This is a genomic window from Streptomyces sp. NPDC053513 (assembly GCF_044544765.1).
GTDB lineage: Bacteria > Actinomycetota > Actinomycetes > Streptomycetales > Streptomycetaceae > Streptomyces > Streptomyces litmocidini.
On record NZ_JBITXP010000040.1, the window covers coordinates 1 to 26,636 of the forward strand.

Consider the following 26,636-nt stretch of genomic DNA (forward strand, 5'->3'; position numbering starts at 1 on the left):
GCGCCGTCCCGTGTGCCCACCCGTCCCGCCCCAGCGGGACGATTGCCCACACGGGCAGCGGGGAGCCGCCCCGCAGGGCGCGAGCCCATACGGGCAAGGGGCACCGCCCCGGCGGGCACGGGCCCCACACGGGAGGGGGCGGGGGCACCGCCCCGCAGGGCACGCGTGGCCCGCGCGGGTGGAGGAGCCGGGCGCGCCCCCTCGTGGGCGAGGCAGGGGTCAACTCCCCGCACCGCAAGCCCACACGGGCGGGGGAGCCGGCCCGCGCGGCAGACCCACACGAGCGAGGGAACCGGCCCACGTGGCGCGGGCCCCGCGCGGGGCACCGGCCCGGCGGGCGCAGCCCGCACCCGAGGCCGGGGCCCAGCGGAGCAAGGGCGCGGCCCCACCGGTGAGGCCCAGCAGGGCGCAGCCCACCGGCGCCGCCCAGCGGGGCAGGGCGTCAGCGGAGGCGGCGGAGGAGGCGGCCCGCCCTCGCCTTCTGGGCGTAGACCGCGTCCACCCCCCGCCCCACCACCCGATGCACCCGCGCCCGCCCCGGCGAGTGCACCCGCTTCCCCGCCCCCCGCTCGACGAGTTCCGTCCACAGGGCCTCGTGCCGCGCGGCGATCCGCGACGGGTCGAAGCGTTCGGACGCGGCGAGCGCCGCCCGCCCGGCCTTGGCCCGCAGCTCCTCGTCCTCGACGTACGACCGCAGCGCCGCCGCGACGGCGGCGACGTCGTCGACCGGCACGAGCCGTCCGTCGACCCCGTCCTCGATGATCTCGCGCGGCCCGTGGGGGCAGTCGGTGGAGACCACCGGCAGTCCGCACCGCATCGCCTCGACGATCGTCATGCCGAAGGACTCGCGCTGCGAGGTGACGGCGGCGATGGAGCCCTTGGCCCACTCCGGCTCCATCGGGGTGACGGCCCCCATGAGGAAGACCTGTCCGTCGAGCCCGCGGTCCTTGATCTGCCGGGTCAGCGGGGCCTTGAGGTCCTGGACGGCGTCGCCGGTGCCGTAGATCCGCAGCTTCCAGTCGGGATGGTCGGCGGCCACGGACGCGAAGGCGTCGATCAGCACGTCGTACCGCTTGACCCGGGTCAGCCGGCCCGCGGCGACGACGGTCCGCGCCGCGGGGTCGGCGGGCGGCACGGAGGGCGCGGGCACGCTGTTGGGCACGGCCTCGACGCGTACGCCGGGCAGCCGGAGCTTCCGGTAGGTCCGGGCGTCGGCCTCGGTGACGGTGGTGACGGCGTCGAGGAGCGCGTACTCGTGGGCGATGTCCCGGCGCAGCCGGTAGCTGTGGCCGCTCAGGATCAGGTGTTCCTGGCCGACGAGGACCGGTCCGCGCCGGGCCTGCCGGGCGAGGTGCACGTTGAGTCCGGGGCGGGTGGCGACGAGGACGTCGGCCTCCACTCCGCGGAGGTACTCCCCGATCCGGGCGTCGGTGAGCGCGCTGTACTGCTTCCAGCGGCCGTCGCCGCGCGGGAAGACCTCGGCGGGGCGGTGGAAGTCGGGGTGGTCGCCGTCGTATCCGGGGCTGTCCTTGCGCAGGTCGACGAGGTGGCGCAGGGCCACTCCGGCCGGCAGGCCGAGGATCGGGCGGTCGCGGTGACGGAACACGGAGACGATCTCGACCTCGTGGCGCTCCGCCAGTTCCTCGGCGAGCGTGAACGTGGTCCGGATGGTGCCGCCGTAGTGGTAGCCGTTGTGGAGCAGAAAGGAGATACGCATCTACTGCCGGTTCCCCCCGGTCAGTCGGTCAGTCGGTCGGTGCCCGACTGTACTGCCGGTGCGGGGGCGCCGTTCACGGGCGGTAGCCGAGCTGGGGGACGGTCGCGCAGTTCTCGGTCATCTCGCCCTGGCTCACCCAGCCCCGTCCGTCCTGCCAACGGGCCACGGACAGACAGGTGTTCCGGGCTGCGGGCGGCCGGGCCAGGTGCTCGAACCGTACGGGCAGCAGCAGTCCGCGCGCGGTGTACGGTTCCGGACGGTTCATGAACTCCTCGACGCAGCCGCGGGTGAGCGCGCCCTCGGCGAGGCAGGAGCGGGCCGCGTCGGTGAACCACATCGCCGCCGCCCAGCCTTCCAGCTGCCATTGCGACAGGGGCCGGTCGCCCATGGCCGTGCGGAAGGCGCGGACCGCCGGGTGCCCGGTGTCGTCGTAGTTGCGGCTGGAACCCGTCACCCACAGCGAGGCGCGGCAGCCGGGGGCCCGGGCGTAGTCGTGGGAGACGGCCGAGGACCAGTTCTGCACGTTGGTCACCTTGGCGGCGACCTTGACCCCGAGCGCCTCCATCGCCTCGCACAGGCGCACGTTGCCGTGGGTGTCCATCGCGTCGAAGAGGAGGTCGGCGTGCTGGGCCCGCAGATCGGCGGCGACCGCGCGGAAGTTGGGCAGGGCGAAGTCGACCTGTTCCTCGACGACGCGGTAGCCCTCGGCGCGCAGCCCCCGTGCGACCAGGCGGGCGTAGGCGGCGGAGGCGGCCTGGTTGTAGGAGACGACGGCGGCGGTCCGCGCGCCCAGCGCCTTCCGGAACCAGTGGTAGACCTCGGTCCCGCCGTACAGCGTGCCGCCCCAGCCGGGTGCGCGGCCGGTGCGCGGGGCGGAGCTGCCGTAGATGCCGTAGAGGTGCGGATAGGTGTCGTAGGCGGGGGTGAGCGGCTGGCCGCCGATGTCGGGGACGCCGGCCCGGGCGACGAGGGGTGCGCCCGCGTAGTTCAGGGCGGTGGTGGCGACGAGGGCGAAGACCCGGCGCTCGTCGATCAGCCGGTGCACGCACGCGTTGTCGCCGACGCCGCTGCCGCCGTCGTCGCAGGTCTCGACCTCGACGCGGCGTCCGTCGAGGCCTCCGCGCGCGTTGAGGGCGTCGAACCAGGCGCGGGCCCCGTCGCGCGGCCCGGTGAAGGCCTGTCCGCCGACGGGGCTGGTGGCGCTGGTGATGATCCCGACGCGGAGCGGCTCACCGCCGGAGGGGTTGGCGGTGGGCCGCGTCTCGAAGACGCGCTCCGGGAGCCGGCTGCCGCAGGCCGTGAGGAGGGCGAGCAGGACGGCCAGGAGCAGCGCCGCGACCGCCTCAGCAGCCCGGGACGGTGACACCGCTCAGCTCGACCAGGCCGCACAGGGTCTTCACGGAGACCTTCCAGGTGCCTTCCTGGAGGACGGAGGTGCCCTTCGCGTCGGGCAGGGCGGGGTTGCCGTGGACGAGCAGGTCGTAGGTCACGTTCGCCCCGTCGGGCGAGGTGAAGTCGATGTTCTTGACCTTGGCCGCCGTGGCCGCCGCGTTCTTGTCGCCGGCGAAGGCGGCGAGGACGGGGGCCATCTGCTCGCCGTTCTCCAGCAGTCCGGTCTTCTCGGACGTCGTGGTCTTCGGGTCGAAGAAGGCCGTCCAGTTCTTGGTGATCTCGGCGCGCGCCGCCGCGGGGTCGTCCGGCTGGGCGGCGCCTCCGGGGGGCTGGGCGGTCGTCCCGGTCGACGGGGCGGACGGGGTGGTGCTGTTGCCGCTCTTCGACCCGCCGTCGTCCGAGCAGCCCGCGAGGGCGGGGCCCAGGGCGAGGACGGCGACGGCCCCGAGGACCGCGAGACGGGAGCGTCCACCACGTCGTACGACATCCATCTGGCCTCACCACCGGGTGTCCCGCCAGTCCGGAGCGGCTGGTGTTTCCAGGGTGGGACGGATCAGGGCATAGTGCAAGGAAGAGACGAGGGAGGGCTCCGTGCCGACATCCCGGATCCTGCTCTGGAGCGGTCTCGCGGCGGCCGCCGGGGGCGCGGTGCTCTGCGCGCTCGGCTGGTACGGGATCTCCGGCGAGCGCTTCGCGGAGCGCCAGTTGCCCTATCTGGCCTCGTGCACGGTGCCGGGGGCCGCGCTCCTCGTGGCGGGCGCGGTCCTCGTCGGCACGGCGGCACTGCTTCCCGTACGCCCGCCCCGGCCTCGTCCCCCCGGCCCCGGGGAGCCTCCCCCGCCGTCCTCGGACGGCCCCCTCCTACGGGTCCCCGGGGGGACCCTCGCGCACCGTCCGGACTGCCCGCTGGTGGCGGGCAAGACGGAGGCCGTGGAGGTGGGGGACGCGGAGCTCGCCCCCTGCCCGGTGTGTGAGCCGTGGCCTCCCTGACGTACGAGCTGACGCTCGCCGGCCTCGCGGTCGGCAGCGCCGCCGCGCTCACCGGCATCGGGCTGATCGTCACCTACCGGGCGACGGGCGTGCTGAACCTCGCGCACGGGGCCGTCGCCATGGTCTGCGCGTACGTGCTCCGCCAACTGGTGGTCGTCTGGGGCTGGCCGCTGCCCCTGGGCGCCCTGGTCACGCTCCTCCTCGTCGCCCCCGCCCTCGGCCTGGCCCTCGACCGGGGCGTCTTCCGCCCCCTGGCGCTGCGCGGCTCCCCTCCGGCCCAGGCCCTGGTGGCGACGATCGGCGTCTTCGTCCTCCTGGTGGGCGGGGCGGTGCTGCTGTGGGGCCCGGGGGCCCGGGACGACGCGCCCGTCCTCCTCGGCGACGATCCGTGGACGCAGCTCGCGGCGGTGGTCGCGCTGGCCTGCCTGGTGGGGGCGGTGACCCAGTGGACGCGGTTCGGCCGGGAGCTGCGGGCGGTCGTGGACAACCGTCCGCTCGCCGTCCTGGCGGGCATCGACGCGGACCGGGTGGCGGCGGCGGGCTGGGCGTTCGGCTCGTTCACGGCCGGGCTCACGGGCGTGCTGCTCGCCCCGTACGTACGGCTCGACCCGTACGGGATGCCGCTGCTCGTCGTCGAGGTGATCGCGGTCGCGGTGATCGCCCGGATGCGGTCGCTGCCGGTGGCCGTGGCGGCCGCGCTCGCCATCGGCGTCGCCCAGGCGCAGCTGACCCGGCTGCACCCGCGGGGCTGGGGCGAACCCCTCCTCCAGGCGGTCGGGGCGAACCTGTTCGTGGTGGCGCTCCTGGTGGCGGCGCTCGTCCTGCCGGGCGTCGGCGGCAAGGGCGAGGACGCCCTGCCGCCTCCGGCCCGGCCCACCCGTGTGCCTCCGGCCCTGTGGCTGGTGGTCGGCGTCCTGTTCCTCCTCCCGCTCGGCCTCGCGGGCTCCGACCTGCACACGGCGGTCCAGGTCCCCGCGCTCGCCGTGATCCTCCTGTCGCTGGTCGTGGTGGCGGGCCGCGGCGGGCAGATCGCCCTGGGCCAGGCGGCGTACGCGGGCCTGGGCGCGCTGCTCACCGCGCTGCTGGCGGCGGCCGGGGTCCCGACCCTCCTGGCCCTGGGGCTCGCCGTGCCGATGGTGGCGGTGGCGGGCCTGATGACGGGCCGGCCCGCGATCCGGCGGCACGGCCTGGCCCTCGCCCTGGCGACGCTGGCCGTGGGGGTGGCGGTGAGCCGCTTCGTCCTCACCCAGCCGTACGCGACGGCCGGCCTGACCCTCGGCCGCCCGGCGGGCTTCACCGACGACCGCGCCTTCTACGCCCTGGAGCTCGTCGTCCTGGCCGGCTGCCTGGCCCTGGTGGCGGCCCTCCGCCGGGGCCGCACGGGCCGCGCGCTCGCCGCCCTGCGGGACCACGAACCGGGCGCCGAGGCGGCGGGCGTCCGGGTGCCCCGCCTCAAGCTCCTCGCCTTCGTCCTGGGCGCGGCCCTGGCGGCCCTCGGCGGCGGGCTCCTCGGCATGGGCCTGCGCGCCTTCGACCCCGAGCAGTACGACCCGGTGCGCGGCCTGCTCTGGTTCGCCGCCGTCCTGGTCCTGGGCGCCGACAGCCTCCTCACCCCGCTGGCCGCGGCGGCCCTCCTGGTGACCCTCGACGCGGGCCCCCAGGCGGGCACGGCGGCGGCCCTGACAGGCCTCCTGGCCACCCTGACGGGCCGCCTCCCACCCCTGCTCCCCGCCCTGTTCCGCCCCCCTCCCCGGCCCTCAGGGGCCCCGGACGAACTCCCTGCCCCCGCCTCGGACGCCCCTCCGGACACCGACCCGGCCGATCCCTCTGCCACCGACCCGGGCGGACCCTTCGCCGCCGGTCCGGACAGGCCCTTCCTCGCCGACCCGGGCAAGCGCTTTGCCGCCGACCTGGGCGGGCTCCCGGGCGCTGTCCCGGAGGGATCTCCCGGCTCCGGTCCGAGCGGGCCTCCCGGCGCCGGTCCGACCGAGCCCCCGGGCATCCCGGGCGGGCCCCCGGCAGCCGGTCGGGGCGGACCCCTGAGCTCCGACCCGGGCAGCCCTCCCGCCGCCGACCCGGCCGGGCCGCTGGCCGCGCGTCCGGGCGGGCCCCCGGACGCCGTCCCAGGCAGACCTGCGCCAGCCGGTCCGGACGAGCCCCCGGGCGCCGGACCGGACAGCTCTCCTGCCACCGGCCCGGGCGGGCCGCTGGGGGCCGCCCTGGGCCGACTTCCGACAGCCGGTCCGGACCGGCCCCCGGGCACCGATCCCGGAGGCCCTCGTGCCATCGGCTCGGGCGGCCCCCCGGGCGCCGGCCGGGGCGAACCACCGGGCTCCGGCCCGGGTGGGTCCCCCGGGGCCCCAGGCGGGCCCCGGGGCGCAGCGCGGGGCGGTCCTCCCGGGGCCGGCCCGGACGGGCCTTCCGGCGCCGGCCCGGACGAACCCCTCCGCGCCGGCCCGGGCGAGCCCTCCGGCTCCGCGCGGGTCGAGGCTCACGGCGCCGGCCCGGCCGGAGGCCGGAGGCACGGCCGGGCGGCCGCCGGGCCGGCCGAGGACCGGGGGCGCCGCCCCCACCGCCGGCCGGCCGTCGATGGCGCGCGACCACCCACGGAAGGGCCCGCACCTCCCCCGACAACCCGCACGGGACTCCGCGCGCACGACCTCACCCTCACCTATCCCGGAGGCGTCACCGCCCTCTCCCACGTCTCCCTCGCCCTCTCCCCCGCCCGCGTCACCGCCCTCGTCGGGCCCAACGGCGCGGGCAAGAGCACCCTGTTCGACTGTCTCGCCGGGACCCTCCGCCCCCGTCGGGGCCAGGGCCGGATCACGCTCGACGGCACCGACATCACCACCCGGTCCGCCCACGCCCGGGCCCGTCTCGGCATCGCCCGGACCTTCCAGCGGCTCGCCGTGTTCCCGTCGCTCACCGTCGAGGAGAACGTCCGTCTGGGCCAGGAGCAGGGCGGGGGACGCGGGGACCCGGCCGCCGTGGAGCGGAGCCTGCGGCTGCTCGGGCTCGCCGGGCCCGTGCGGCACCGGGCGGCGGCGGACCTGCCCACCGGGACGCTGCGCCGGGTCGAACTGGCCCGCGCGCTGGCCGGGCGGCCGCACACGCTCCTCCTCGACGAGCCGGCCGCCGGGCTGGACGCCGCCGAGACCGCCGCGCTCGCCCGGATCCTGGCCGCGCTGGCGGCGGACGGTCTGACCGTCCTCGTCGTCGAACACGACCCCGACCTGGTCGCCGGGATCGCGCACACGGTGCACACCATGGAGGGGGGCCGGATCCTGTCGTGAGCGTCGAGATCGCCCTGCGCGCCGCCCGGGTCCGCTACGGCCCCCTGGAGGCCCTGCACGGTCTCGACCTGCCCGTACCGGCCGGGACGGTGACGGTCCTCCTGGGCCGCAACGGCGCGGGCCGCACGACCGCCCTGCGCGCCCTGGCCGGCACGGTGGGGCTCGCGGCGGGCCGGGTGGAGTGGCGCGGGGCGGACGTGACCCGCCTCTCGGCGCACGAACGGGCGCGCCGCGGGCTGTGCTTCGTACCGGATCTGCGGGCGGTGTACGCGGGCCTCACCGTCGCCGAGAACCTCGCGCTCGCCGCACCCCGCGCCGACGTGCACGACGAGCCCGACGCCACCGTCCCGTACCCGGAACTGGTCCCCCTCCTGTCCAGGACGGCCGGGACCCTGTCCGGCGGGGAGCGCCGGATGCTGGCGGTCTCCCGCGCGCTGCTCGCACGCGCGCGCGTGGTGCTGGTCGACGAGCCGTCGCTCGGCATGGCGCCGCCGGTGGCGGCCCGTACGTACCGGATGCTCGGGGAACTCGCCGTGGAGCGCGGGGCGGCCGTGGTCCTGGCCGAGCAGCGCGTACCGGACGGACTGCCGCGCGGCTCGCTCGTGCACGAACTGCGGCGCGGCTCCCGCGCGTCGAGCGGGGAGCCGGCCGAGTACCGCTGAGGTCTCCGGGGCTCAGAGCGGGGCGATCCGCAGCATGGTGCCGACGACGATCCGGTTCGGATCGGGCCCGATCAGGCTCCGGTTGGCCGCGTACAGCGCCTGCCAGCCGCCCCCGACCGCGAAGCGGCGGGCGATCGAGCCGAGCGTGTCGCCGGTCTGGACGGTGTGGACGCGCCCGGACAGGCCGTACCGCTTGGAGCAGACGGGCCAGGCCCCCCACCCCTGGGTGCGCAGCACCTCCTCGGCGACGGTGACCTGCTGCTGCCGGGTCGCCAGGTCGGCGCGGCGGGCGTACTTCAGTCCGCCGTGCTCGACCCAGGTGGGGTGCCAGAACTGGAGCCCGCCGTAGAAGCCGTTGCCGGTGTTGACGTGCCAGCGCCCGCTGCTCTCGCACTCGGCGACGCAGCCCCACGGCCACTGGTCCCGCGCACAGGCGTACGAGGGCACGGCGGCGGCCTCCCGGAGCGCGTCCGAGACGCCCGGGAGCACGGCGGAGGCCTCCCGCACGCCGTCCGGCACGTCCCGTACACCGGCGACCAGGCCCTCGACCACCCCGGGCAGGTCCCGCGCCTCCGCGGCCGTCCCCGCGACCGCGTCCGCGACCACTCCCGGAACGGGCCCCGCGGGCGTGTCCCGGGCCTGGGCGGGCGCGGGAGCCAGGGTCAGGAGCGCGGCCGCGGACGCCGCCGCGAGGGAACCCGCCGTCCAAAATCGGATCTTCGACATCGGCGAAGGCTAGGCAGCCCCCCGCCGCCGCCGGCCCGTGCCGCGCGGAACACCGTTCACACCCCACCCGGTCGGAGTCACGGCCCCGGACGAGCGGGAACGCCCCCGGGCGGCCCGGAAGGCACGCGCCACCGGCAACTTGCCTCGCTTCCGCGCGTGACCCCGGCCGAGGCTGACCCGTTGAACTCGGCATGAGACGCCCGGGAACCGCCCGGCGTCCCCCCGTACCGAGTCCAGGGAGCCCCCCGTGCCGCGCATGCTCGACGTCAGCGAGGACGTACGCGCCGAGATCGGCGACGAAGAAGCGGACCGGCTGCTGGCCGGCGACAACGCCCCGGGCAGCTACGACTGCACCTCCTGCCGCACGCCGGGAGACTCCGACCAGGAGCGCACCAGCACGGTGCTGTTCGTCGGCGAGGAGACCGCGGTCCTCGCGTTCGCCCACGCCAGCTGCATCCCGTCGCAGGTCGTCCGGGTCGCCGAGGAGCAGCTCCAGGGCGCCGTCGCCTCCATCACGGCCTCCGACGCCGCCGAAGCGCTCTCCGCCTCCCACCCCGAGCAGGCCGTCCTCGGGGTCACCAGCGGTCTCGTCCTGATCGAGGGCGAGCTGCACCCGGCGCTCGTCGTGGAGCCGACCGCCCCGGTGGCCCGCCCCGGTTCGGACGGCCTCACCGACGAGTTCCTCTCGCTCCTGACCGAGCAGGGCTTCCAGCCGGTCATGGACCTGGGCGAGAAGCCGGCGATGCTGCCGGGCTGGTCGGTCCTGGTCGCCATGGGCCAGCTGCACTCCGTGCTCCAGCCGGGGCCGGGCGGTGCCGGCCAGGCCGCCTGGTGGCAGGCGCACCAGCCGCTCCAGGTCACCGAGGGCTGGCGCGCGGCGGCCAACAAGTCGCACACGGTCCTGGTCTTCGCCGCCCCGGTGGGCTCGATCGGCCAGCAGCCGCGCGAGGACCTGCTGCGCGACGCCCTGGAGAAGGCCGCCGCGAACGGCCGTCTGGTGGCCGCCGCCATGCCGCTGGCCGGCACCTGATGGAAGACGGCCGGCCGGGCATACGGCGGGCGCGGCAGCTCCCGGGGGCGGGACCGGACGCCCCGGGGGCGGGACCGGGCGTGCCGGAGGCGGGGCAGGGTGTGCCGACCGTGCCGCGCCCCCGGAGCGCTCCCCTTTCGGAGAGCCGCCCGCATCCGACGGACGGCGGTGTCGTTGGCACCTATGTGCACCCATACGACCCCTTCACCCAGCCGTATCCGAGCCAGATCCCCGCGATGCGTCCCGCGCGGGACGTCACGGCAGGCCCTTCGCCGACGCCGATCTACGACGCCCTGTACTCCGAGTACCGCAGGGCGTTCCGTACGCTGCCGGGCGACCGCAGCGGCGAGGAGGAGCTGAGCTTCCGGTCCTTCGGCACGGTCCTGAGCACGGGCGTGCACGGACACCGGCACGCGCGCGGGTATCCGACCGCCTGGTCGGGGCAGCAGCCTCCCCACGCCCAGGCGGCGCTGCCACCGGGACCCCGCAGGGGCCTCTAGGACGGAAGCGGACAGGACCAGGACGTACGGCGGAGGGCCGGTACTCGATCGAGTACCGGCCCTCCGCCGTACGTCACTCCGCGGATGTCGCTCCGCGGACGGCGCTACTTCTTGCGGCCGCGCTTCTCGCGCACCCGGACCGAGATGTGGATCGGGGTGCCCTCGAAGCCGAACTCCTCGCGCAGCCGGCGCTCGATGAAGCGGCGGTAGCCGGCCTCCAGGAAGCCGGAGGCGAAGAGCACGAAGCGGGGCGGCTTGGTGCCGGCCTGCGTGCCGAAGAGGATGCGGGGCTGCTTGCCGCCGCGGACCGGGTGCGGGTGGGAGGCGACGATCTCGCCCAGGAAGGCGTTGAGCCGGCCGGTGGGGACGCGGGTCTCCCAGCCGGCGAGGGCGGTCTCGATGGCCGGGACCAGCTTCTCCATGTGACGGCCGGTCTTGGCGGAGACGTTCACCCGGGGCGCCCAGGCGACCTGCTGCATCTCGGTCTCGATCTCGCGCTCGAGGTAGTAGCGGCGCTCCTCGTCGAGCTCGTCCCACTTGTTGTAGGCGATGACGATGGCGCGGCCCGACTCGACCGCCATCGTGATGATGCGCTGGTCCTGGACCGAGATGTTGTCGGTGGTGTCGATGAGGATGACGGCCACCTCCGCCTTCTCGACGGCGGCCGCGGTCCGCAGGGAGGCGTAGTAGTCCGCGCCCTCCTGGAGGTGGACCTTCTTGCGGATGCCGGCGGTGTCGACGAACTTCCACGTCACGCCGCCGAGCTCGATGAGCTCGTCGACCGGGTCGCGGGTGGTGCCGGCCAGCTCGTTGACGACGACCCGGTCCTCGCCCGCCACCTTGTTGAGCAGGGAGGACTTGCCGACGTTCGGGCGGCCGATGAGGGCGATGCGGCGGGGGCCGCCGACCGCGTTGCCGAAGCGCTGCTCGGGGGCCTCGGGCAGCTTCTTCAGGACCTCGTCGAGGAGGTCGCCGGTGCCGCGGCCGTGCAGCGAGGAGACGGGGAACGGCTCGCCGAGGCCCAGGGACCAGAGCATGGCCGCGTCGGCCTCGCCGGACTGGCCGTCGACCTTGTTCGCGGCGAGGACGACCGGCTTCCCGGCGCGGCGGAGCAGCTTGACGACGGCCTCGTCGGTGTCGGTGGCGCCGACGGTGGCGTCCACGACGAAGAGGCAGGCGTCGGCGGCCTCGATGGCGTACTCGGCCTGGGCGGCGACGGAGGCGTCGATGCCGAGGACGTCCTGCTCCCAGCCGCCGGTGTCGACGACCTTGAAGCGGCGGCCGGCCCACTCGGCCTCGTAGGTGACGCGGTCGCGGGTGACGCCCGGCTTGTCCTCGACGACGGCCTCGCGGCGGCCGATGATGCGGTTCACCAGGGTCGACTTGCCGACGTTCGGACGGCCGACGACGGCGAGGACGGGGAGCGGGCCGTGGCCGGCCTCCTCGATCGCGCCCTCGACGTCCTCGACGTCGAAGCCCTCTTCCGCGGCGAGCTCCATGAACTCCGCGTACTCGGCGTCGCCAAGTGCCCCGTGGTCGTGCTGGTCGTTCATGAAGTCCGTTCCTTGATCATTCGTGGTCGGTGGTCCCGGACGGCGGAGCCGCGGGAGCCACTACTGAGAGTGTCGCTCAGCGCCCGGTGAGACGCCTGGCGTTTTCCAGGTGGGCGGTGAGCTTCCCCTGGATCCGTACGGTGGCCTCGTCGAGCGCCTTGCGGGTGCGGCGGCCGGAGCCGTCCCCCGCCTCGAAGGCGTCGCCGAAGACGACGTCGACGCGGCCGCGCAGCGGAGGCAGTGCCTTGACCAACCGTCCGCGGCGCTCGGTGCTTCCCAGCACGGCGACCGGGACGATCGGCGCGCCGCTGCGGACGGCGAAGTACGCCAGGCCCGCGCGCAGCGAGGCGAAGTCGCCGTCGCCGCGGGTGCCCTCGGGGAAGATCCCGAGGACGCCGCCCCGCTCCAGGACGCCGAGCGCGTTGCCGATCGCGGCGCGGTCGGTGCTCTCCCGGTCCACCTTGAGCTGCCCGATGCCCTCCAGGAAGCTGCCGAGCGGTCCGACGAACGCCTCCTTCTTGATGAGGAAGTGCACGGGACGCGGGGCGGTGCCCATGAGCATGGGGCCGTCGATGTTGTGCGCGTGGTTGACGGCGAATATGACGGGGCCGGAGGACGGCACCCGCCAGGCGCCGAGGACGCGCGGCTTCCAGAGGCCGTACATCAGCCCGATGCCGATGCCGCGGCCGACGGCGGCGCCCTTCGCGGAGGGCAGGGTCACTTGACGGCCGCCCTCTTCTCCTCGACGAGGGTGACGACGCACTCGATGACCTGGTCCAGGGTGAGCTCGGTGGTGTCGACCTCGACGGCGTCGCCGGCCTTGGCGAGCGGGGAGGTCTTACGGCTGGAGTCGGCCGCGTCCCGCTTGATCAGGGCCTCCTTCGTCGCGTGCACGTCGACGCCCTTGAGCTCGCCGGAGCGGCGGGCGGCACGGGCCTCGGGCGAGGCGGTGAGGAAGATCTTCAGGTCGGCGTCGGGCAGGACGGTGGTGCCGATGTCCCGGCCCTCGACGACGATGCCGGTCTCGGCGCCGCGGGCGATGGACCGCTGGAGCTCCGTGATCAGGCTCCGCACCTCGGGGACGGCGCTGACGGCGCTGACCTTGGAGGTGACCTCCTCGGTCCGGATCGGACCCGACGCGTCGGCGCCGTCGACGGTGATGGTGGGCCGGGCCGGGTCCGTGCCGGAGACGATGACCGGCTTGGAGGCGGCGTTGGCGACGGCCTCGGCGTCGGTGACGTCGACGCCGTTGCTGATCATCCACCAGGTGATCGCCCGGTACTGGGCGCCGGTGTCCAGGTAGCTCAGCCCCAGCTTGGCGGCGACCGCCTTCGAGGTGCTGGACTTGCCCGTGCCGGAGGGCCCGTCGATGGCGACGATCACGGATTCCACGGTGGGAACACCTTCCTGGGGGTGAGCGGTGGGGTCCGGCGGGATGCGGGGACCCCCACAAGGTTACCGACTCCCGACCCCCCGCACGGTCCCGCCTCCACCCGGACCCGCACCCACCGGGGCGGGCCCCCTGCCCGCATGGGGCCCGCACCCGGCTGAGCGGCTCCCACCCGCCGTGGGCCCGCGCCCACCTGGGCGGCTCCCACCCGCCCGTGTGTGCCCGCGCCCGTGCTGGGCGGCGCCCCCTGCCCGTGCGGGCCGCGCCCGGGTGGGCGGTGCCCCTGCCCACCCGCCGTGTGGGCAGTCGTCCCGCTGGGGCGGGACGGGTGGGCACACGGGACGGCGCCATTAGCGGCGCCTCCGCGTTCCGCGCCTGGACCCGCACCACGAGCCCGGTGCACCTAGGGGTGCGGGTCAGGGCACAGGAGCCTCTGGCGCCGGCAGGGTGCGGGTCCGTTGTGCCCACCCGTCCCGCCCCAGCGGAACGACTGCCCACAACGGGGGGCGGCAGGGGCACCGCCCGGCGGGGCGACGCCCACAACGGGGGTGCGGGGCGAGGGGCGCGGGTGCCGCACCGGTGGGCAGGCGGCCGCAGTGGCGTGCGGGCGCCGACCCGGCGGAGGCGGAGGCGGAGGCGGAGGCCGGCGCGTCAGGGCGTGCGCAAGGACCAGCCGCGTTCCTGGAGCGCCGCCCCCAGCACCGGCGCCGCCGAGGGTTCGACCATCAGCTGCACCAGACCCGCCTGCTGCCCGGTCGCGTGCTCGATGCGGACGTCCTCGATGTTGACGCCCGCCCGCCCCGCGTCGGCGAAGATGCGGGCGAGCTCGCCCGGCTGGTCGCTGATGAGGACGGCGACGGTCTCGTAGACGGTCGGGGCGGCACCGTGCTTGCCGGGGACGCGGGCGCGCCCGGCGTTGCCGCGGCGCAGGACGTCCTCGACGCCCGACGCCCCGCCCTGCCGCTCGGCCTCGTCGGCGGACTGCAGGGCCCGCAGCGCGCGGACGGTCTCGTCGAGGTCGGCGGCGACGCCGGAGAGGACGTCGGCGACGGGCCCGGGGTTGGCGGAGAGGATCTCGACCCACATGCGCGGGTCGGAGGCGGCGATGCGGGTGACGTCGCGGATGCCCTGCCCGCAGAGCCGTACGGCGGACTCCTCGGCCTCCTCCAGGCGCGCGGCGACCATGGAGGACACCAGCTGCGGGGTGTGGGAGACGAGGGCGACGGCCCGGTCGTGGGCGTCGGCGTCCATGACGACGGGGACGGCCCGGCAGAGGGCGACGAGCTCCAGGGCGAGGTTGAGGACCTCGGTGTCGGTGTCCCGGGTGGGGGTGAGGACCCAGGGCCGGCCCTCGAAGAGGTCGGCGGTGGCGGCGAGCGGGCCAGAGCGTTCCTTGCCGGACATGGGGTGGGTGCCGATGTAGGCGGTGAGGTCGAGGCCCAGCGCCTCCAGTTCCCGCTTCGGTCCGCCCTTGACGCTGGCCACGTCGAGGTAGCCGCGGGCCAGGCCGGCCGTCATGGCCTCGGCGAGGGTGGCGGCCACGTGGGCCGGGGGGACGGCGACGATGGCGAGGTCCACGGGGCCTTCGGGCGCCTCGTCGGTGCCCGCGCCGAGCGCGGCGGCCGTGCTGGCGCGTGCCGGGTCGTGGTCGCGCAGGTGGACCGTGACGCCCCGGCCCGCGAGGGCGATGGCTGCGGAGGTGCCGATCAGACCGGTACCGATGACGAGCGCTGTTCTCACTGGGCGATGTCCTTGCGCAGGGCGGCCGCGGCACCGAGGTAGACGTGCGCGATCCGGGACTTGGGAAGTTCGGTCTCGACGTGGGCGAGGAGCCGGACGACCCTCGGCATCGCACCCTCGATGTCGAGTTCCTGTGCGCAGAGCAGGGGTACGTCGGCCATGCCGATCCCGATGTGCCGGGCCGCGGCGGCGGGGAAGTCGCTGTGGAGGTCGGGCGTGGCGGTGAACCAGATGCTGATGAGGTCGTCGGTGGTGAGGCCGTTGCGCTCGAGGACCGCGGTGAGCAGTTCCTCGACCTGCTCGCGCATGTGTCCGGCCTCGTCCCGCTCCAGCTGGACGGCGCCTCGGACCGCTCGTACCGCCACGTCGTGCTCCTTCGCCTGCGTCAGTGCTCTGTTCAGCCTAGTCAGCGGCGGGGCGGGCGCGCCGCCGCGCCCGCCCTCCGAGACGGAGGGCGGGCGGGACGACGGCCGTGCGGGGGAGCCGGGCAGCGGGCACAGGCGTGTTGCGGGTCCCGGGGGCGGGGTGCGCGACCAAGCTGGCGGCATGACCTCACGCCCCACCGCACGCCGTACCGTCCTGATCGCCACAGCGGCCCTGACGATGACGACGGGCTGCGGCTCGAACGACGGGGGCGGCGGCGGTACGAACACGACCGCGCCGCCTCCCACCGAAGCGTCTCCGCCTCCCACCGAGGCGTCTCCGGCCTCCCCGACCGCCACGGCCGCTCCGAGCGGCGGGGCTCCGCTGGCCAGGACCTCCCAGATCCCGGTCGGCGGCGGCACGGTCTTCCCGAAGGAGAAGGTGGTCGTGACCCAGCCCACGGCGGGCGAGTTCAAGGCGTTCTCCGCGATCTGCACGCATCAGGGCTGCACGGTGAACAAGGTCGAGGACGGCACGATCAACTGTCCCTGCCACGGTTCCAAGTACCGTGTCGCGGACGGCTCGGTGGTGGCGGGGCCGGCTCCGCGGCCGCTGCCGGCCGAGCGGATCATCGTCTCGGGGGAAACGATCACTCTGGCGTAATCTGCCGGGCATGACTCCGGACGAGCTGGTGCGCGAGCACACGATCTACTCCTGCGTGATGGGCTCGCGCGCCTTCGGTCTGGCGACCGAGGACAGCGACACGGACGTGCGGGGCGTGTACCTCGCCCCGACGCCCCTCTTCTGGCACTTCGACAAGCCCCCGGCGCACGTGGAGGGGCCCGGCGAGGACCAGTTCAGCTGGGAGCTGGAACGCTTCTGCGAGCTCGCCCTGCGCAACAACCCCAACGTCCTGGAGTGCCTCCACTCCCCCGTGGTCGAGCACGTCGACGACTGGGGCCGGGAGCTCCTCGATCTCCGCGGGGCCTTCCTGTCCCGCCGGGCCCACCAGACCTTCGTCCGGTACGCCGCCGGTCAGCGCCGCAAGCTCGACGCGGACGTCCGCCAGTACGGCCGCCCGCGCTGGAAGCACGCCATGCACCTGCTGCGGCTGCTGACCAGCTGCCGCGACCTGCTGCGCACGGGCGAGCTCCGCATCGACGTCGGCGAGGACCGCGACCGCTTCCTCGCGGTCAAGCGCGGCGAGGTGTCCTGGCCCGAGGCCGAGTCCTGGATGAACCGCCTCCAGGAGGAGGCCGACCGGGCCCACGACACCACCCCGCTCCCCGACGCCCCGGACGAGTCCCGGATCCAGGACTTCCTGATCCGCGCCCGCCGCGCCTCGGCCCTGAAGGAGCTCTGAGCAAGCTCCGAACAAGGTCCGAGCGGTCTCTCGGCGAGTTCCGAGCGGCCTCTCAGTGGCCTCTCAGCGGCCGCTCAGTGAGCTCCGAGCGGTTTCCGAGCGAGCTCCAGGGCGGGGCTCACGCGTCCCAGAGCGCGCCGAAGGTCAGCAGCTCGCTGCGGTATTCGACGCGCTCCGCCCACTCCTTGGGCCAGGCGTCCGCGCCGAGGTGGGCGCCGGCGAAGGCGCCCGCGAGGGCGGCGATCGAGTCGGAGTCGCCGCGGGTGCAGGCGGCGCGGCGCAGGGCGGTGAGGGGCTCGTCGGGGAAGAGCAGGAAGCAGAGGAGGCCGGTCGCGAGCGCCTCCTCGGCGATCCAGCCGTCGCCGGTGTACTCGCAGGGGTCGAGCTCCGGGTCGGCCGTGCGCTGGACGGCGTCCAGGCGCTCCAGGACGGCCAGGCACTCGTCCCAGCCCCGCTGGACGAAGTGGAGGGCGCTGGGGTCCTGGGAGCGGGTCCACAGGTCGCCGAGCCAGTGCTCGTGGTAGCGGGAGCGGTTCTCGTAGGCGTACGAGCGCAGCTGTCCGACGAGCCCGGTCGGGTCCGCGCCCTGCGCCAGCAGGTACACGGCGCGGGCGGTGAGGTCGGAGGCGGCGAGCGCGGTGGGGTGACCGTGGGTCAGGGCGGACTGGAGCTGCGCGGCGCCCGCCCGCTGCTCCTCGCTGAGGCCGGGGACGATCCCGATGGGCGCCACCCGCATGTTGGCGCCGCAGCCCTTGGAGTGGATCTGGCTGGCGTCCTGCCAGGGCACGTCGGTCGTCAGGAGCCGGCAGGCGGCCAGGCAGGTGTTGCCGGGGGCCCGGTTGTTCTCCGGCGAGCGGAACCAGTCGACGTACTCCTCCCGCAGGGGCTGGAGGAGCCCCTGCGGGGCGAGGACCCCCCGGTCCATGGCCGTGCGGATGCCGCGGGCGAAGGCGAGGGTCATCTGGGTGTCGTCGGTGACGCGGCCGTTCTCGGGGAGGGCCATCTGCCGCCAGGGGCCGTACCAGCTGATGATCAGCGGCACGTCGCTGAACTCCGTCGGCCGGCCCAGCGCGTCTCCGAGCGCCAGTCCGATCAGGGAGCCGGTCGCGGCCTGCTTGGTGGCGGTGCGGGTGAGGTTCATGCGGGGCGTCCTTCCGGTCGCAGGAGGGGCGGGTGGAGGGTGGTGGCCCCGCCCGCCCGGTAGAGAGCGGCCGGTTTCCCCCGTCCGCCGGTGAGGCGCGGTGGTCCTTCCACGGCCTGGACGAAGCCGGGCGTGGTGAGGACCTTGCGCCGGAAGTTGGGGCGGTCGAGTTCGACGCCCCAGACCGTCTCGTAGATCTGCCGCAGCTCGCCGAGGGTGAACTCGGGCTGGCAGAAGGCGGTCGCGAGACAGGTGTACTCGAGCTTGGCGCCGACCCGTTCGTGGGCGTCGGCGAGGATCCGGTCGTGGTCGAAGGCGAGCCGGCCGTGCGTCCCGTACGGGATCCAGCGGGCCTGGGCCGCGTCGCCGCCGCCGCGCGGTTCGGGAGGGTCGGGGACGAGCGCGGTGAAGGCGACGGAGACGACCCGCATCCTCGGGTCGCGGTCGGGTTCGGTGTAGGTGCGGAGCTGTTCGAGGTGGAGGCCGGCGGCGGTGGCCTCGGAGAGCCCGGTCTCCTCGGCGAGTTCGCGGCGGGCGGCCCGCTCGGCGGACTCCTGGGGCAGGACGAACCCGCCGGGCAGGGCCCAGGATCCGGCGTACGGCTCCTGGCCGCGCTCGACGAGCAGGACGTGGAGGCGTTCCTCGCGGACGGTGAGGACGGCGAGGTCGACGGTGACGGCGAACGGCACGAAGGCGTACGGGTCGTAGCCCTCGGGGGCCCGGTGGTCGGTCATCGGCGCTCCGGCAGGGGGTCGGCGAGGTGCCAGCCCTCGGCGAGCAGCGCGTCGACGGCTGCGACGGCGGCCGCGAGCCGCTCCTCGTGGGGGCCGGTGAGAACGGCGGTGCGGCGGCCGGTGTGGGCGAGCTGGGTGAGGAAGCGGGCGGTCATCCAGGGCCGCAGGTGTTCCCCGTCGCGCAGGCCGTCGTCCTCGAAGGCGACGCCGCGGTGGTCGGTGAGCAGCCAGAGGTGCTGGCGGCCGAGGGCGGCGATCTCGCCGGTGGCGCGGCTGGTGGTGCCCATGTAGCGCTCGTGCCAGATGGTGGTGGCGAAGGCGTCGGTGTCGCAGAAGAGGACGGGTGAGCCGTCCCGGGCGGCCTCCTCCTCCAGTTCGGCCTGGCGCTGGGCGATGACGGGGAAGTCGGAGGAGCGGAAGGTGACCTCGGACCAGTCGGCGCCGGGGCGTTCGGCGCGGAGTTCGGCGAGTTTGAGTTCGCTGTACTCGCGTCCGTACTCCGGTACGTATCGTGTGCGGGCCCAGACGCCGCCGCGCCGCCGGTAGTGGTCGGCGAGGGCGAGGGCCATGGTGGTGGTGCCGGTGGACTCGGCGCCGAGGACGACGATCCGGCGGGTGAGCGCGGCCCGTACGGGTGCCTCCAGGTAGTCCCAGCAGCCGGCGGGGTCGGCGCGGACGGCGGTGCCGGAGACGGGGTGGCGGACGCGTTCCCGGTCGACGAGGACGGAGTCGGCGCCGAAGCGGCGGCCGAGCTCCTCCCCGTACGGCTCCGAGGTGAAGACGGCGTCGACGCGCTCGGGCACGGCGGCCCGGAAGACGGCCATGTGGGCGGCCCACACGTCGGGGTCTCGGAGGTCGACGGGGATGTCGTCGACGGCGCCGACGACGAGGACGTCGGGGTGGATCTCGCGCATCCAGGCGACCCGGTCCTCCAGGGGGATGCTCTCCACGGAGGAGGCGCAGACGAGGACGGTGAGGCGCTCGCACCGGTCGCGGGCGGTGCGGACGAGGTGGTGGTGGCCGACGTGCGGCGGATAGAACTTGCCGAGGACGAGGCCGTGGCCGTAGCGCTTCACGCGGTCGCCCCCGCCGGTCGGGGGGAGCCCGCGAGGTCCCTGGTCCAGCCGCGCAGGCCGAGGACGCAGAGCGTCATGAAGCCGACGTACAGCAGGGAGGTCAGGTAGAGCCCCTTGTAGGCGTAGAGCGGTACGTAGACGACGTCGGCGGCGATCCAGAGCCACCAGGACTCCAGCCGCTTCCGGCACTGGCCGTAGGTCGCCGTCAGGGAGAGCGCGGTGGTGAGGGCGTCCCAGAAGGGGACGGTCGAGTCGGTGACGCGGTCGAGGAGCAGGGTGAGGGCGAGGGTCCCCACCGCCCCCGCCGTGAGCAGCCACGTCCACTCGGTGCGCGTGGTGCGGCGCACCGGGAGGTCGTCGGAGCCTGGTCCACCCCCGTGGGTCCAGGTCCACCAGCCGTACACGGCGAGGGCGATGAAGACGATCTGGAGGCCGGCGTCGGCGTAGAGCCCGGCCTGGGTGAAGAGGAGGACGAAGAAGAGGTTGTTGGCGATGCCGATGGGCCAGTTGGCGATGTGCTGGCGGGCGACGAGCCAGACGCAGAGGGCTCCGCTGCCGAATCCCAGGACCTCGGTCCAGCTGACCGGGGTGTCCAGGACGGTGAAGAGGGGCTGCTGCAAGGGTTCGAGTACGTCTGCGAGGCTCACGCCCGCCTCCTTAAGAGTCATCCTGACTATAAAGGTCGGCGGACCGCCGCCACAAGCCCCGCCGTGGACGCGACGAAGCCCGTGGCCGCCGGGCGGTCACGGGCTTCGTCGGTGGAGCGGGGGCCTTACATGCCGACTTCCTTCATCAGCATGCCGACCTCGGTGTTGGTCAGGCGGCGCAGCCAGCCCGACTTCTGGTCGCCCAGGGCGATCGGGCCGAAGGCGGTGCGGACCAGCTTCTCGACCGGGAAGCCCGCCTCGGCGAGCATCCGGCGCACGATGTGCTTGCGGCCCTCGTGCAGGGTGACCTCGACCAGGTAGTTCTTGCCGGTCTGCTCGACCACGCGGAAGTGGTCGGCGCGGGCGTAGCCGTCCTCCAGCTGGATGCCGTCCTTCAGGCGCCGGCCGACCTCGCGGGGCAGCGGGCCGGTGATGGCGGCCAGGTAGGTCTTCTTCACGCCGTACTTCGGGTGCGTGAGGCGGTGGGCCAGCTCGCCGTGGTTGGTGAGCAGGATGATGCCCTCGGTCTCCGTGTCGAGCCGGCCGACGTGGAACAGCCGCGTCTCGCGGTTGGTGACGTAGTCGCCGAGGCACTGGCGGCCGTCGGGGTCCTCCATGGTGGAGACGACGCCGGACGGCTTGTTCAGCGCGAAGAAGAGGTACGACTGGGTGGCGACGGTCAGGCCGTCCACCTTGATCTCGTCCTTCTCCGGGTCGACGCGCATGCCCTGCTCGACGACGATCTCGCCGTTGACCTCGACGCGGGCCTGCTCGATGAGCTCCTCGCAGGCGCGCCGCGAGCCCATGCCGGCACGGGCGAGGACCTTCTGCAGCCGCTCGCCCTCCTGCTCGGCGCCGGGGAAGGTCTTCGGGAGCTTGATCTCGGGCTTGCCGGCGTACCGCTCCCGGTTGCGCTCCTCCGTACGGGCGTCGTACTCGCGCGAGCGGGCGGGCGCCGTACGGCCGCCGCCGCGCTGCGGGGACTGCCGGGGGCCGCCCTTGGCGCCGCCGCGCGCGGCCGCGCCCCGGCCGCGCTTGGGGCCCTCGGAGGAGCCGCCGGGGCTGTAGCGCTCGTCGTAGGTGCGCTCCTCCGGGCGCGCCTTGCGCGAGCCGGCGCCGGTCGGCCGGCCGCCGCCCTGGCCGGGGCGACCGCCGCCGCCCTGACCCGGACGTCCGCCGCCCTGGCCGGGACGGCCGCCGCCCTGGCCCTGCCGGTCGTCGCGGCTGTTGCCGGCGCCGCGGTAGTTCCCGCGCCCGCCGCCACCGCCGCTGTTGCCGCGGCCTCCGCCGCTGCCGCCGCGGCCGCCGCTGTTGCCACCACGGCTCCCGCCGTTGTTTCCGCTGCTGTTCCTGCCGCTGCTGCTTCGCATCAAAGTTCCGTCTTGTCGTCTACGTCTGCGTCCGGGTCGAACGACGGGACGCCTTCCAGGGAGTCCGCCTCGACCGCCTCGGCCTCGGGGAGGAAGGGGGCGAGCTCGGGGAGTTCGTCCAGGCCGCGCAGGCCCATCCGCTCCAGGAAGTAGTTCGTCGTCCTGTACAGGATCGCACCTGTTTCGGGTTCCGCGCCCGCCTCCTCCACGAGACCGCGCTGGAGGAGGGTGCGCATGACCCCGTCGCAGTTCACCCCTCGTACGGCGGAGACGCGGGAACGGCTGACCGGCTGGCGGTACGCGACCACCGCGAGGGTCTCCAGGGCCGCCTGGGTGAGCCGCGCCTGCTGCCCCTCCAGGACGAAGGCCTCGACGGCCGGGGCGAAGGCGGGGCGGGTGTAGTAGCGCCAGCCGCCGGCGACCCGCCGCAGCTCGAAGCCGCGGCCCTGGGCGGTGTACTCCTCGGCCAGCTCGTGCAGGGCGTCGGCCACCTCGCCCGGGGTGCGCTCCAGGACCTTGGCGAGGTGCTCCTCGGTGGCGGGCTCGTCGACGACCATGAGGACGGCTTCGAGGGCGGGCTTGAGGTCGCTCACGTGGTGGCCTCCTGGTCGAATTCGTCGGTCACGGCCGCGGACGGGTCCGTCTCCCCGCCGGTCCAGGAGACCGTGAGGTCTCCGAGGGCGGTCTCCTGGTCGAGGGCGACGGCCTTCTCCCGGTAGAGCTCCAGGAGGGCGAGGAAGCGGGCGACGACGGTGAGGGTGTCGCCGGCGTCCTCGATCAGCTCCCGGAAGACGGCGGAGCCGCGCTCCCGGAGCAGGGCGACGACCACCGCGGCCTGGTCCCGGACGCTGACGAGCGGGGCGTGGATGTGGTCGACGTACACCTGGGGTTCGGGCTTGGGCTGCATGGCCTTGGCGGCGAGCCTGGCGAAGCCCTCGGCGCCGATGGAGATGACGACCTCGGGGAGCAGCTCGGCGTGGTGCGGTTCGAGTCCGACGGTACGGGGGTGGCGGTGGCCCTCGGCCTCCCAGCGCTCCTCGAAGATCTCGGCGATCCGTTTGTACGCGCGGTACTGGAGGAGCCGGGCGAAGAGCAGGTCGCGGGCCTCCAGGAGGGCGAGGTCGGCCTCGTCCTCCACCTCGGCGGCGGGGAGCAGCCGGGCGGCCTTCAGGTCGAGGAGGGTGGCGGCGACGACGAGGAACTCGGTGGTCTGGTCGAGGTCCCCGTCGGGCCCGAGGGCCCGCAGGTGCGCCATGAACTCGTCGGTGACCTCGGAGAGGGCGACCTCGGTGACGTCGAGCTTGTGCTTGGTGATCAGCTGGAGGAGCAGGTCGAAGGGCCCCTCGAAGTTGGAGAGCCGCACGGTGAACCGCCCGTCCCCGCCCTCGGAGCCTCCGCCCCCGGGCGCCTCGGGCGCCCCTGGGGCAGCCGGGGCTCCGGGGACCTCGGGCACTCCCTGGACATCGGGCGCCCCCGGAACCTTCCGGGCCTCGGGTGATCCCGGGGCCTCGGGCGCTTCCGGGGCGTCAGGCGCCTCGGGTACCTCCGAGGCCTCTGGGGCCCCTGGCACCTCCGGGGCCTCCGCCGCCTCGGGCGTCCCCGGAGCCTCCGTCGCGGCGGCGGGGGTCGGCCCCCGGGTCCCTCCCGGGCCGTGGCCCAGGGGGCGGCGGCCCGGGGGGCGGGACGTTTCGTCAGGGGCGTGGTGCATGGGGGTCCAGGGGGAGCGAGGAGGACGGCAGCCCGCAGGCTATCGTCAGCGGCCGCGCAGGCGGCGCACGAGGATGCTCGCGTCGCCGCGGGACTCCAGGTCCGCCAGGACGACCGCGACGGCCTCCCGGACGATCCGGCCCCGGTCGACGGCGAGACCGTGCTCACCGCGCAGGACGAGCCGGGCGTGCTCCAGGTCCATCAGCTCCTCGGCGGAGACGTAGACCGTGATCTTCTCGTCGTGGCGCTCGCGGCCGCTGGGCCGCCGGTTCGTGGTGCGGCCGCCGCGCCGCCGGGCCGCCGCGGGGGCGGGCACCTGCGCGCCGGGCGCGGCCTTGGGGGCCGGTCCCTCGGGCTCGGCCGTCCGGGCCCGCGGTTCCGCGGCCTCGGAGTCCGCCGGGGCGTGCTCCGCGGTTCCCCCGGCCGCCGCCGTGTCGCTCTCGGCGGCCGGTGCCGGGACGGCCCGGCGGGGTGCGGACGCCTGGAGCGCCGTCCCCCCGGTCGTACGGAAGAGTTCGTCGGCTCCGGGCAGACTCACTCGGCGTGACACCGGGCGAGCACCTCCCTGGCGAGCTGACGGTAGGCGGCGGCGCCCACGGAGTTGGAGGCGTACGTGGTGATGGGCTCGCCGGCGACCGTGGTCTCCGGGAAGCGCACGGTCCGCCCGATGACCGTGTGGTACACGTGGTCGTCGAAGGCCTCGACGACGCGCGCGAGGACCTCACGGCTGTGCACGGTCCGGGAGTCGTACATCGTGGCGAGGATGCCGTCGAGCTCCAGCTCGGGGTTGAGCCGCTCCTGGACCTTCTCGATGGTCTCGGTGAGCAGCGCGACGCCGCGCAGCGCGAAGAACTCGCATTCCAGCGGCACGATGACCTTGTGAGCCGCCGTCAGGGCGTTCACGGTCAGCAGGCCGAGCGAGGGCTGACAGTCGATCACGATGTAGTCGTAGTCGTTCATCAGCGGCTTCAGGGCGCGCTGGAGCGTGGACTCGCGCGCGACCTCGCTGACCAACTGGACTTCCGCGGCCGAGAGGTCGATGTTGCTCGGCAGCAGGTCCATGTTGGGCACGGCGGTCTTGAGGAGCACCTCGTCCGCCGACATGCCCCGCTCCATGAGCAGGTTGTAGACGGTGAGGTCGAGCTCCATCGGGTTCACGCCGAGGCCGACCGACAGGGCTCCCTGCGGGTCGAAGTCGACGAGCAGCACCCGTCGTCCGTACTCGGCGAGCGCGGCGCCCAGGTTGATGGTCGACGTGGTCTTGCCGACGCCGCCCTTCTGGTTGCACATCGCGATGATCTTCGCGGGTCCGTGGTCGGTCAGGGGACCCGGGATCGGGAAGTACGGCAGGGGCCGTCCGGTGGGGCCGATCCGCTCGCGGCGCTGGCGGGCAGCGTCGGGTGCGAGGGTGGCCGCGTACTCCGGATCGGGCTCGTACTCGGCGTCGGGGTCGTAGAAGTGCCCCTCGGGCACCTCGTCGTAGGCGGCGAAGTGGGTGGACTCTCGGCCCATCTCGTTGCCGGCCGTGGCGTTCACGTGTAGGCCGTCCATCGTCTTCATCGTGTGGGCACTCGTCATGGGCTGGTGCGTCGCGAAGGTCCGCACCGCGACGGAGCCGATCGGGGCACCTGGCGCACCGCTCCCGGGAGTAAATGTCGACTCATTCACAAGTCGTCTTACCTCCTTGGACGTGACCAGGAACATTTATCGATAGGTCAGCGTGGCACCATGCCGACGGTTGGCGACTCTATGGCGTGTCACCGGTCCGCAGCAACACAATCCGCCGGACCCGGCCCGATGTGTCGGCAACCGAACACGTCTCTGTCAAGGGTGCGCAGGCATGCATCCACACGTTTCGGGGGTGTGCGAAACGGTTAAAGGGTTACGTTCGAGGCGAGTTGCCCGAACGTTTCGGCGGGCCCGGAGACACGACCGGCCGGACCTTGTCGAACAAGGTCCGGCCGGGTGCGTGATATTGACGGCACGCGTTGACGGAGCCTCCGTCAGGGAGCCTTCGGGGGTCAGGCCAGGAGGCCGGCCAGCTCGACGTGCTCGAGGCCGTGCGCCTCGGCGACCTCCTTGTAAACCACCTTGCCGTCATGGGTGTTGAGGCCCAGGGCGAGGGCGGAGTCGCGGCGCAGCGCCTCGACCCAGCCGTTGTTCGCCAGCGACACGATGTAGGGCAGCGTGGCGTTGGTGAGGGCGTAGGTGGAGGTGTTCGGGACGGCGCCCGGCATGTTCGCCACGCAGTAGAAGATCGAGTTGTGGACCTGGAAGGTCGGCTCGGCGTGGGTGGTCGGGTGCGAGTCCTCGAAGCAGCCGCCCTGGTCGATCGCAATGTCGACAAGGACACTTCCGGGCTTCATCTTGGCGACGAGCTCGTTGGTGACCAGCTTCGGGGCCTTGGCGCCCGGGATGAGGACGGCGCCGACGACGAGGTCGGCCTCGATGACGGCCTTCTCCAGCTCGAAGGCGTTGGAGACGATCGTCTTGACCTTCGTGCCGAAGATCTTGTCGGCCTCGCGGAGCTTGTTGATGTCCTTGTCGAGCAGGGTCACGTGGAAGCCCAGGCCGATGGCGATCTGCACGGCGTTCCAGCCGGAGACGCCGCCGCCGATGACGACGCACTCGCCGGCGTGGGTGCCGGGGACGCCGCCGGGGAGGACGCCGCGGCCGCCGGCCGAGCGCATCAGGTGGTAGGCGCCGACCTGCGGGGCCAGGCGGCCCGCGACCTCGGACATCGGGGCGAGGAGCGGGAGCGCGCGGTTCGCGGTCTCGACCGTCTCGTACGCGATGGCGGTGGTGCCGGACTCCAGGAGCGCGTCCGTGCACTCCCGGGAAGCGGCGAGGTGCAGGTAGGTGAAGAGCGTCTGGTCCTTGCGGAGGCGGTGGTACTCCTCCGCGATCGGCTCCTTGACCTTGAGGAGCAGGTCGGCGGTGGCCCAGACCTCGTCGGCGGTGGCGAGGATCTCGGCGCCGGCGGAGACGTACTCCTCGTCCGTGATCGAGGAGCCGACACCGGCGTTCTGCTCGATGAAGACCTGGTGGCCGTGGCGGACGAGCTCGTGGACACCGGCGGGGGTGATGGCCACGCGGAACTCGTTGTTCTTGACCTCGCGGGGGATGCCGACCTTCATCGTCGATCACGGTCCTTGAATCGGGGGGATAACTGGGGCACTGCAATACATACCCGGATGCACTGCGGCACACCGGAGCAGACCACGTTCGAACGCGGCTCACCC

26 protein-coding genes are annotated in these 26,636 nt (G+C 74.3%); 7 read left to right on the top strand and 19 right to left on the bottom strand.

Annotation, left to right across the window (positions count from 1 at the left end):
- Positions 1-442: 442 nt before the first annotated feature.
- From ACIGW4_RS36400 to ACIGW4_RS36410, 3 genes are all read right to left on the bottom strand, one after another.
- Positions 443-1,717 carry a glycosyltransferase gene (locus tag ACIGW4_RS36400; protein ID WP_399585842.1) on the bottom strand — a complete coding sequence of 425 codons (1,275 nt, stop codon included), beginning with the start codon at positions 1,715-1,717 and terminating at the stop codon, positions 443-445.
- Between the two features lie 73 nt (positions 1,718-1,790).
- The gene (locus tag ACIGW4_RS36405; protein ID WP_399585844.1) at positions 1,791-3,083 is read right to left on the bottom strand and encodes an ABC transporter substrate-binding protein; all 1,293 of its coding nucleotides are present in this window, start codon (positions 3,081-3,083) and stop codon (positions 1,791-1,793) included.
- Entirely contained in the window at positions 3,061-3,600 is a 540-nt protein-coding gene (locus ACIGW4_RS36410) for a hypothetical protein (protein ID WP_399585846.1), read from the bottom strand. Before ACIGW4_RS36410 ends, ACIGW4_RS36405 begins: the two co-directional genes overlap by 23 nt.
- A 100-nt stretch (positions 3,601-3,700) precedes the next feature.
- Between ACIGW4_RS36410 and ACIGW4_RS36415 the strand changes: the two genes are divergently transcribed.
- Genes ACIGW4_RS36415 through ACIGW4_RS36425 form a run of 3 tightly spaced genes read left to right on the top strand, consistent with a single transcriptional unit; the run spans position 3,701 to position 8,054 of the window.
- Positions 3,701-4,099 carry a hypothetical protein gene (locus ACIGW4_RS36415; protein ID WP_399585848.1) on the top strand — a complete coding sequence of 133 codons (399 nt, stop codon included), beginning with the start codon at positions 3,701-3,703 and terminating at the stop codon, positions 4,097-4,099.
- Positions 4,087-7,392, top strand: a complete 3,306-nt coding sequence (locus ACIGW4_RS36420; protein ID WP_399585849.1) for an ATP-binding cassette domain-containing protein — start codon at positions 4,087-4,089, stop codon at positions 7,390-7,392. The genes ACIGW4_RS36415 and ACIGW4_RS36420 overlap by 13 nt, the downstream gene beginning before the upstream one ends.
- On the top strand, positions 7,389-8,054 hold the full coding sequence (locus ACIGW4_RS36425) for an ABC transporter ATP-binding protein (protein ID WP_399585851.1): 666 nt from the start codon (positions 7,389-7,391) through the stop codon (positions 8,052-8,054). The genes ACIGW4_RS36420 and ACIGW4_RS36425 overlap by 4 nt, the downstream gene beginning before the upstream one ends.
- 12 nt (positions 8,055-8,066) lie before the next feature.
- Here ACIGW4_RS36425 and ACIGW4_RS36430 read toward each other — a convergent pair whose 3' ends face one another.
- Entirely contained in the window at positions 8,067-8,780 is a 714-nt protein-coding gene (locus ACIGW4_RS36430) for a transglycosylase family protein (RefSeq protein WP_399585853.1), read from the bottom strand.
- Positions 8,781-9,027: 247 nt separating this feature from the next.
- On the opposite strand from ACIGW4_RS36430, the gene ACIGW4_RS36435 reads away from it, so the two are divergent.
- Together ACIGW4_RS36435 and ACIGW4_RS36440 are read left to right on the top strand one after the other, a co-directional pair.
- A complete protein-coding gene (locus ACIGW4_RS36435) occupies positions 9,028-9,810 on the top strand; it encodes a hypothetical protein (RefSeq protein WP_398710652.1) in 783 nt (260 codons plus the stop codon).
- Between the two features lie 185 nt (positions 9,811-9,995).
- The gene (locus tag ACIGW4_RS36440; RefSeq protein WP_123450854.1) at positions 9,996-10,310 is read left to right on the top strand and encodes a hypothetical protein; all 315 of its coding nucleotides are present in this window, start codon (positions 9,996-9,998) and stop codon (positions 10,308-10,310) included.
- Between the two features lie 104 nt (positions 10,311-10,414).
- On the opposite strand, the gene der is transcribed toward ACIGW4_RS36440, so the two are convergent.
- The 5 genes from der to aroH form a co-directional block, all read right to left on the bottom strand.
- The gene (gene der / locus ACIGW4_RS36445) at positions 10,415-11,863 is read right to left on the bottom strand and encodes a ribosome biogenesis GTPase Der (protein ID WP_225803227.1); all 1,449 of its coding nucleotides are present in this window, start codon (positions 11,861-11,863) and stop codon (positions 10,415-10,417) included.
- A 76-nt stretch (positions 11,864-11,939) separates the two neighbouring features.
- Positions 11,940-12,626: a 1-acyl-sn-glycerol-3-phosphate acyltransferase gene (locus ACIGW4_RS36450; protein ID WP_260174266.1), complete on the bottom strand. Its 687-nt coding sequence runs from the start codon at positions 12,624-12,626 to the stop codon at positions 11,940-11,942.
- A complete protein-coding gene (gene cmk / locus ACIGW4_RS36455; RefSeq protein WP_123450857.1) occupies positions 12,581-13,255 on the bottom strand; it encodes a (d)CMP kinase in 675 nt (224 codons plus the stop codon). The genes ACIGW4_RS36450 and cmk overlap by 46 nt, the downstream gene beginning before the upstream one ends.
- Before the next feature lie 649 nt (positions 13,256-13,904).
- A complete protein-coding gene (locus tag ACIGW4_RS36460) occupies positions 13,905-14,993 on the bottom strand; it encodes a prephenate dehydrogenase (RefSeq protein ID WP_123450859.1) in 1,089 nt (362 codons plus the stop codon).
- The gene (gene aroH, locus ACIGW4_RS36465; protein ID WP_399585858.1) at positions 14,990-15,358 is read right to left on the bottom strand and encodes a chorismate mutase; all 369 of its coding nucleotides are present in this window, start codon (positions 15,356-15,358) and stop codon (positions 14,990-14,992) included. Before aroH ends, ACIGW4_RS36460 begins: the two co-directional genes overlap by 4 nt.
- Positions 15,359-15,539: 181 nt before the next feature.
- Here aroH and ACIGW4_RS36470 point away from each other — a divergent pair, with 181 nt between their 5' ends.
- Together ACIGW4_RS36470 and ACIGW4_RS36475 are read left to right on the top strand one after the other, a co-directional pair.
- Positions 15,540-16,019, top strand: a complete 480-nt coding sequence (locus tag ACIGW4_RS36470; protein ID WP_399585861.1) for a Rieske (2Fe-2S) protein — start codon at positions 15,540-15,542, stop codon at positions 16,017-16,019.
- 10 nt (positions 16,020-16,029) lie between these two features.
- Positions 16,030-16,719 (top strand): DNA polymerase beta superfamily protein, encoded by a 690-nt coding sequence (locus ACIGW4_RS36475; protein ID WP_399585863.1) that lies wholly within the window; start codon positions 16,030-16,032, stop codon positions 16,717-16,719.
- A gap of 118 nt (positions 16,720-16,837) precedes the next feature.
- Here the strand turns inward: ACIGW4_RS36475 and ACIGW4_RS36480 are convergent, their stop codons facing one another.
- The 10 genes from ACIGW4_RS36480 to ald form a co-directional block, all read right to left on the bottom strand.
- Positions 16,838-17,860: an ADP-ribosylglycohydrolase family protein gene (locus ACIGW4_RS36480; protein WP_398710648.1), complete on the bottom strand. Its 1,023-nt coding sequence runs from the start codon at positions 17,858-17,860 to the stop codon at positions 16,838-16,840.
- On the bottom strand, positions 17,857-18,594 hold the full coding sequence (locus ACIGW4_RS36485) for an NUDIX hydrolase (protein WP_399585866.1): 738 nt from the start codon (positions 18,592-18,594) through the stop codon (positions 17,857-17,859). Before ACIGW4_RS36485 ends, ACIGW4_RS36480 begins: the two co-directional genes overlap by 4 nt.
- Positions 18,591-19,670: an AAA family ATPase gene (locus ACIGW4_RS36490; protein ID WP_399585867.1), complete on the bottom strand. Its 1,080-nt coding sequence runs from the start codon at positions 19,668-19,670 to the stop codon at positions 18,591-18,593. The genes ACIGW4_RS36485 and ACIGW4_RS36490 overlap by 4 nt, the downstream gene beginning before the upstream one ends.
- Complete coding sequence (gene pnuC, locus ACIGW4_RS36495; RefSeq protein ID WP_123450871.1) at positions 19,667-20,317, bottom strand: nicotinamide riboside transporter PnuC; 651 nt, start codon at positions 20,315-20,317, stop codon at positions 19,667-19,669. The genes ACIGW4_RS36490 and pnuC overlap by 4 nt, the downstream gene beginning before the upstream one ends.
- A gap of 125 nt (positions 20,318-20,442) precedes the next feature.
- On the bottom strand, positions 20,443-21,687 hold the full coding sequence (locus tag ACIGW4_RS36500) for a pseudouridine synthase (RefSeq protein ID WP_359589380.1): 1,245 nt from the start codon (positions 21,685-21,687) through the stop codon (positions 20,443-20,445).
- Positions 21,687-22,244 (bottom strand): SMC-Scp complex subunit ScpB, encoded by a 558-nt coding sequence (gene scpB, locus ACIGW4_RS36505; protein ID WP_399172329.1) that lies wholly within the window; start codon positions 22,242-22,244, stop codon positions 21,687-21,689. Before scpB ends, ACIGW4_RS36500 begins: the two co-directional genes overlap by 1 nt.
- Positions 22,245-22,276: 32 nt before the next feature.
- Entirely contained in the window at positions 22,277-23,050 is a 774-nt protein-coding gene (locus ACIGW4_RS36510) for a segregation and condensation protein A (RefSeq protein ID WP_399585870.1), read from the bottom strand.
- A gap of 390 nt (positions 23,051-23,440) precedes the next feature.
- Positions 23,441-23,944: a hypothetical protein gene (locus tag ACIGW4_RS36515; RefSeq protein ID WP_123450879.1), complete on the bottom strand. Its 504-nt coding sequence runs from the start codon at positions 23,942-23,944 to the stop codon at positions 23,441-23,443.
- A complete protein-coding gene (locus ACIGW4_RS36520; RefSeq protein WP_030212665.1) occupies positions 23,929-24,954 on the bottom strand; it encodes a ParA family protein in 1,026 nt (341 codons plus the stop codon). The genes ACIGW4_RS36515 and ACIGW4_RS36520 overlap by 16 nt, the downstream gene beginning before the upstream one ends.
- Positions 24,955-25,415: 461 nt before the next feature.
- Positions 25,416-26,531, bottom strand: coding sequence for an alanine dehydrogenase (ald, locus tag ACIGW4_RS36525; protein WP_123450881.1), 1,116 nt, complete (start codon positions 26,529-26,531; stop codon positions 25,416-25,418).
- Between the last annotated feature and the right edge of the window lie 105 nt (positions 26,532-26,636).

Coding starts and splice junctions, on each gene's coding strand:
- ACIGW4_RS36400 (WP_399585842.1), bottom strand. CDS start 1,717: ATGCGTATCTCCTTTCTGCTCCACAACGGCTACCACTACGGCGGCACC.
- ACIGW4_RS36410 (WP_399585846.1), bottom strand. CDS start 3,600: ATGGATGTCGTACGACGTGGTGGACGCTCCCGTCTCGCGGTCCTCGGG.
- ACIGW4_RS36430 (WP_399585853.1), bottom strand. CDS start 8,780: ATGTCGAAGATCCGATTTTGGACGGCGGGTTCCCTCGCGGCGGCGTCC.
- der (WP_225803227.1), bottom strand. CDS start 11,863: ATGAACGACCAGCACGACCACGGGGCACTTGGCGACGCCGAGTACGCG.
- ACIGW4_RS36470 (WP_399585861.1), top strand. CDS start 15,540: ATGACCTCACGCCCCACCGCACGCCGTACCGTCCTGATCGCCACAGCG.
- ACIGW4_RS36475 (WP_399585863.1), top strand. CDS start 16,030: ATGACTCCGGACGAGCTGGTGCGCGAGCACACGATCTACTCCTGCGTG.
- ACIGW4_RS36480 (WP_398710648.1), bottom strand. CDS start 17,860: ATGAACCTCACCCGCACCGCCACCAAGCAGGCCGCGACCGGCTCCCTG.
- ACIGW4_RS36485 (WP_399585866.1), bottom strand. CDS start 18,594: ATGACCGACCACCGGGCCCCCGAGGGCTACGACCCGTACGCCTTCGTG.
- ACIGW4_RS36500 (WP_359589380.1), bottom strand. CDS start 21,687: ATGCGAAGCAGCAGCGGCAGGAACAGCAGCGGAAACAACGGCGGGAGC.
- scpB (WP_399172329.1), bottom strand. CDS start 22,244: ATGGTCGTCGACGAGCCCGCCACCGAGGAGCACCTCGCCAAGGTCCTG.
- ACIGW4_RS36520 (WP_030212665.1), bottom strand. CDS start 24,954: ATGAAGACGATGGACGGCCTACACGTGAACGCCACGGCCGGCAACGAG.
- ald (WP_123450881.1), bottom strand. CDS start 26,531: ATGAAGGTCGGCATCCCCCGCGAGGTCAAGAACAACGAGTTCCGCGTG.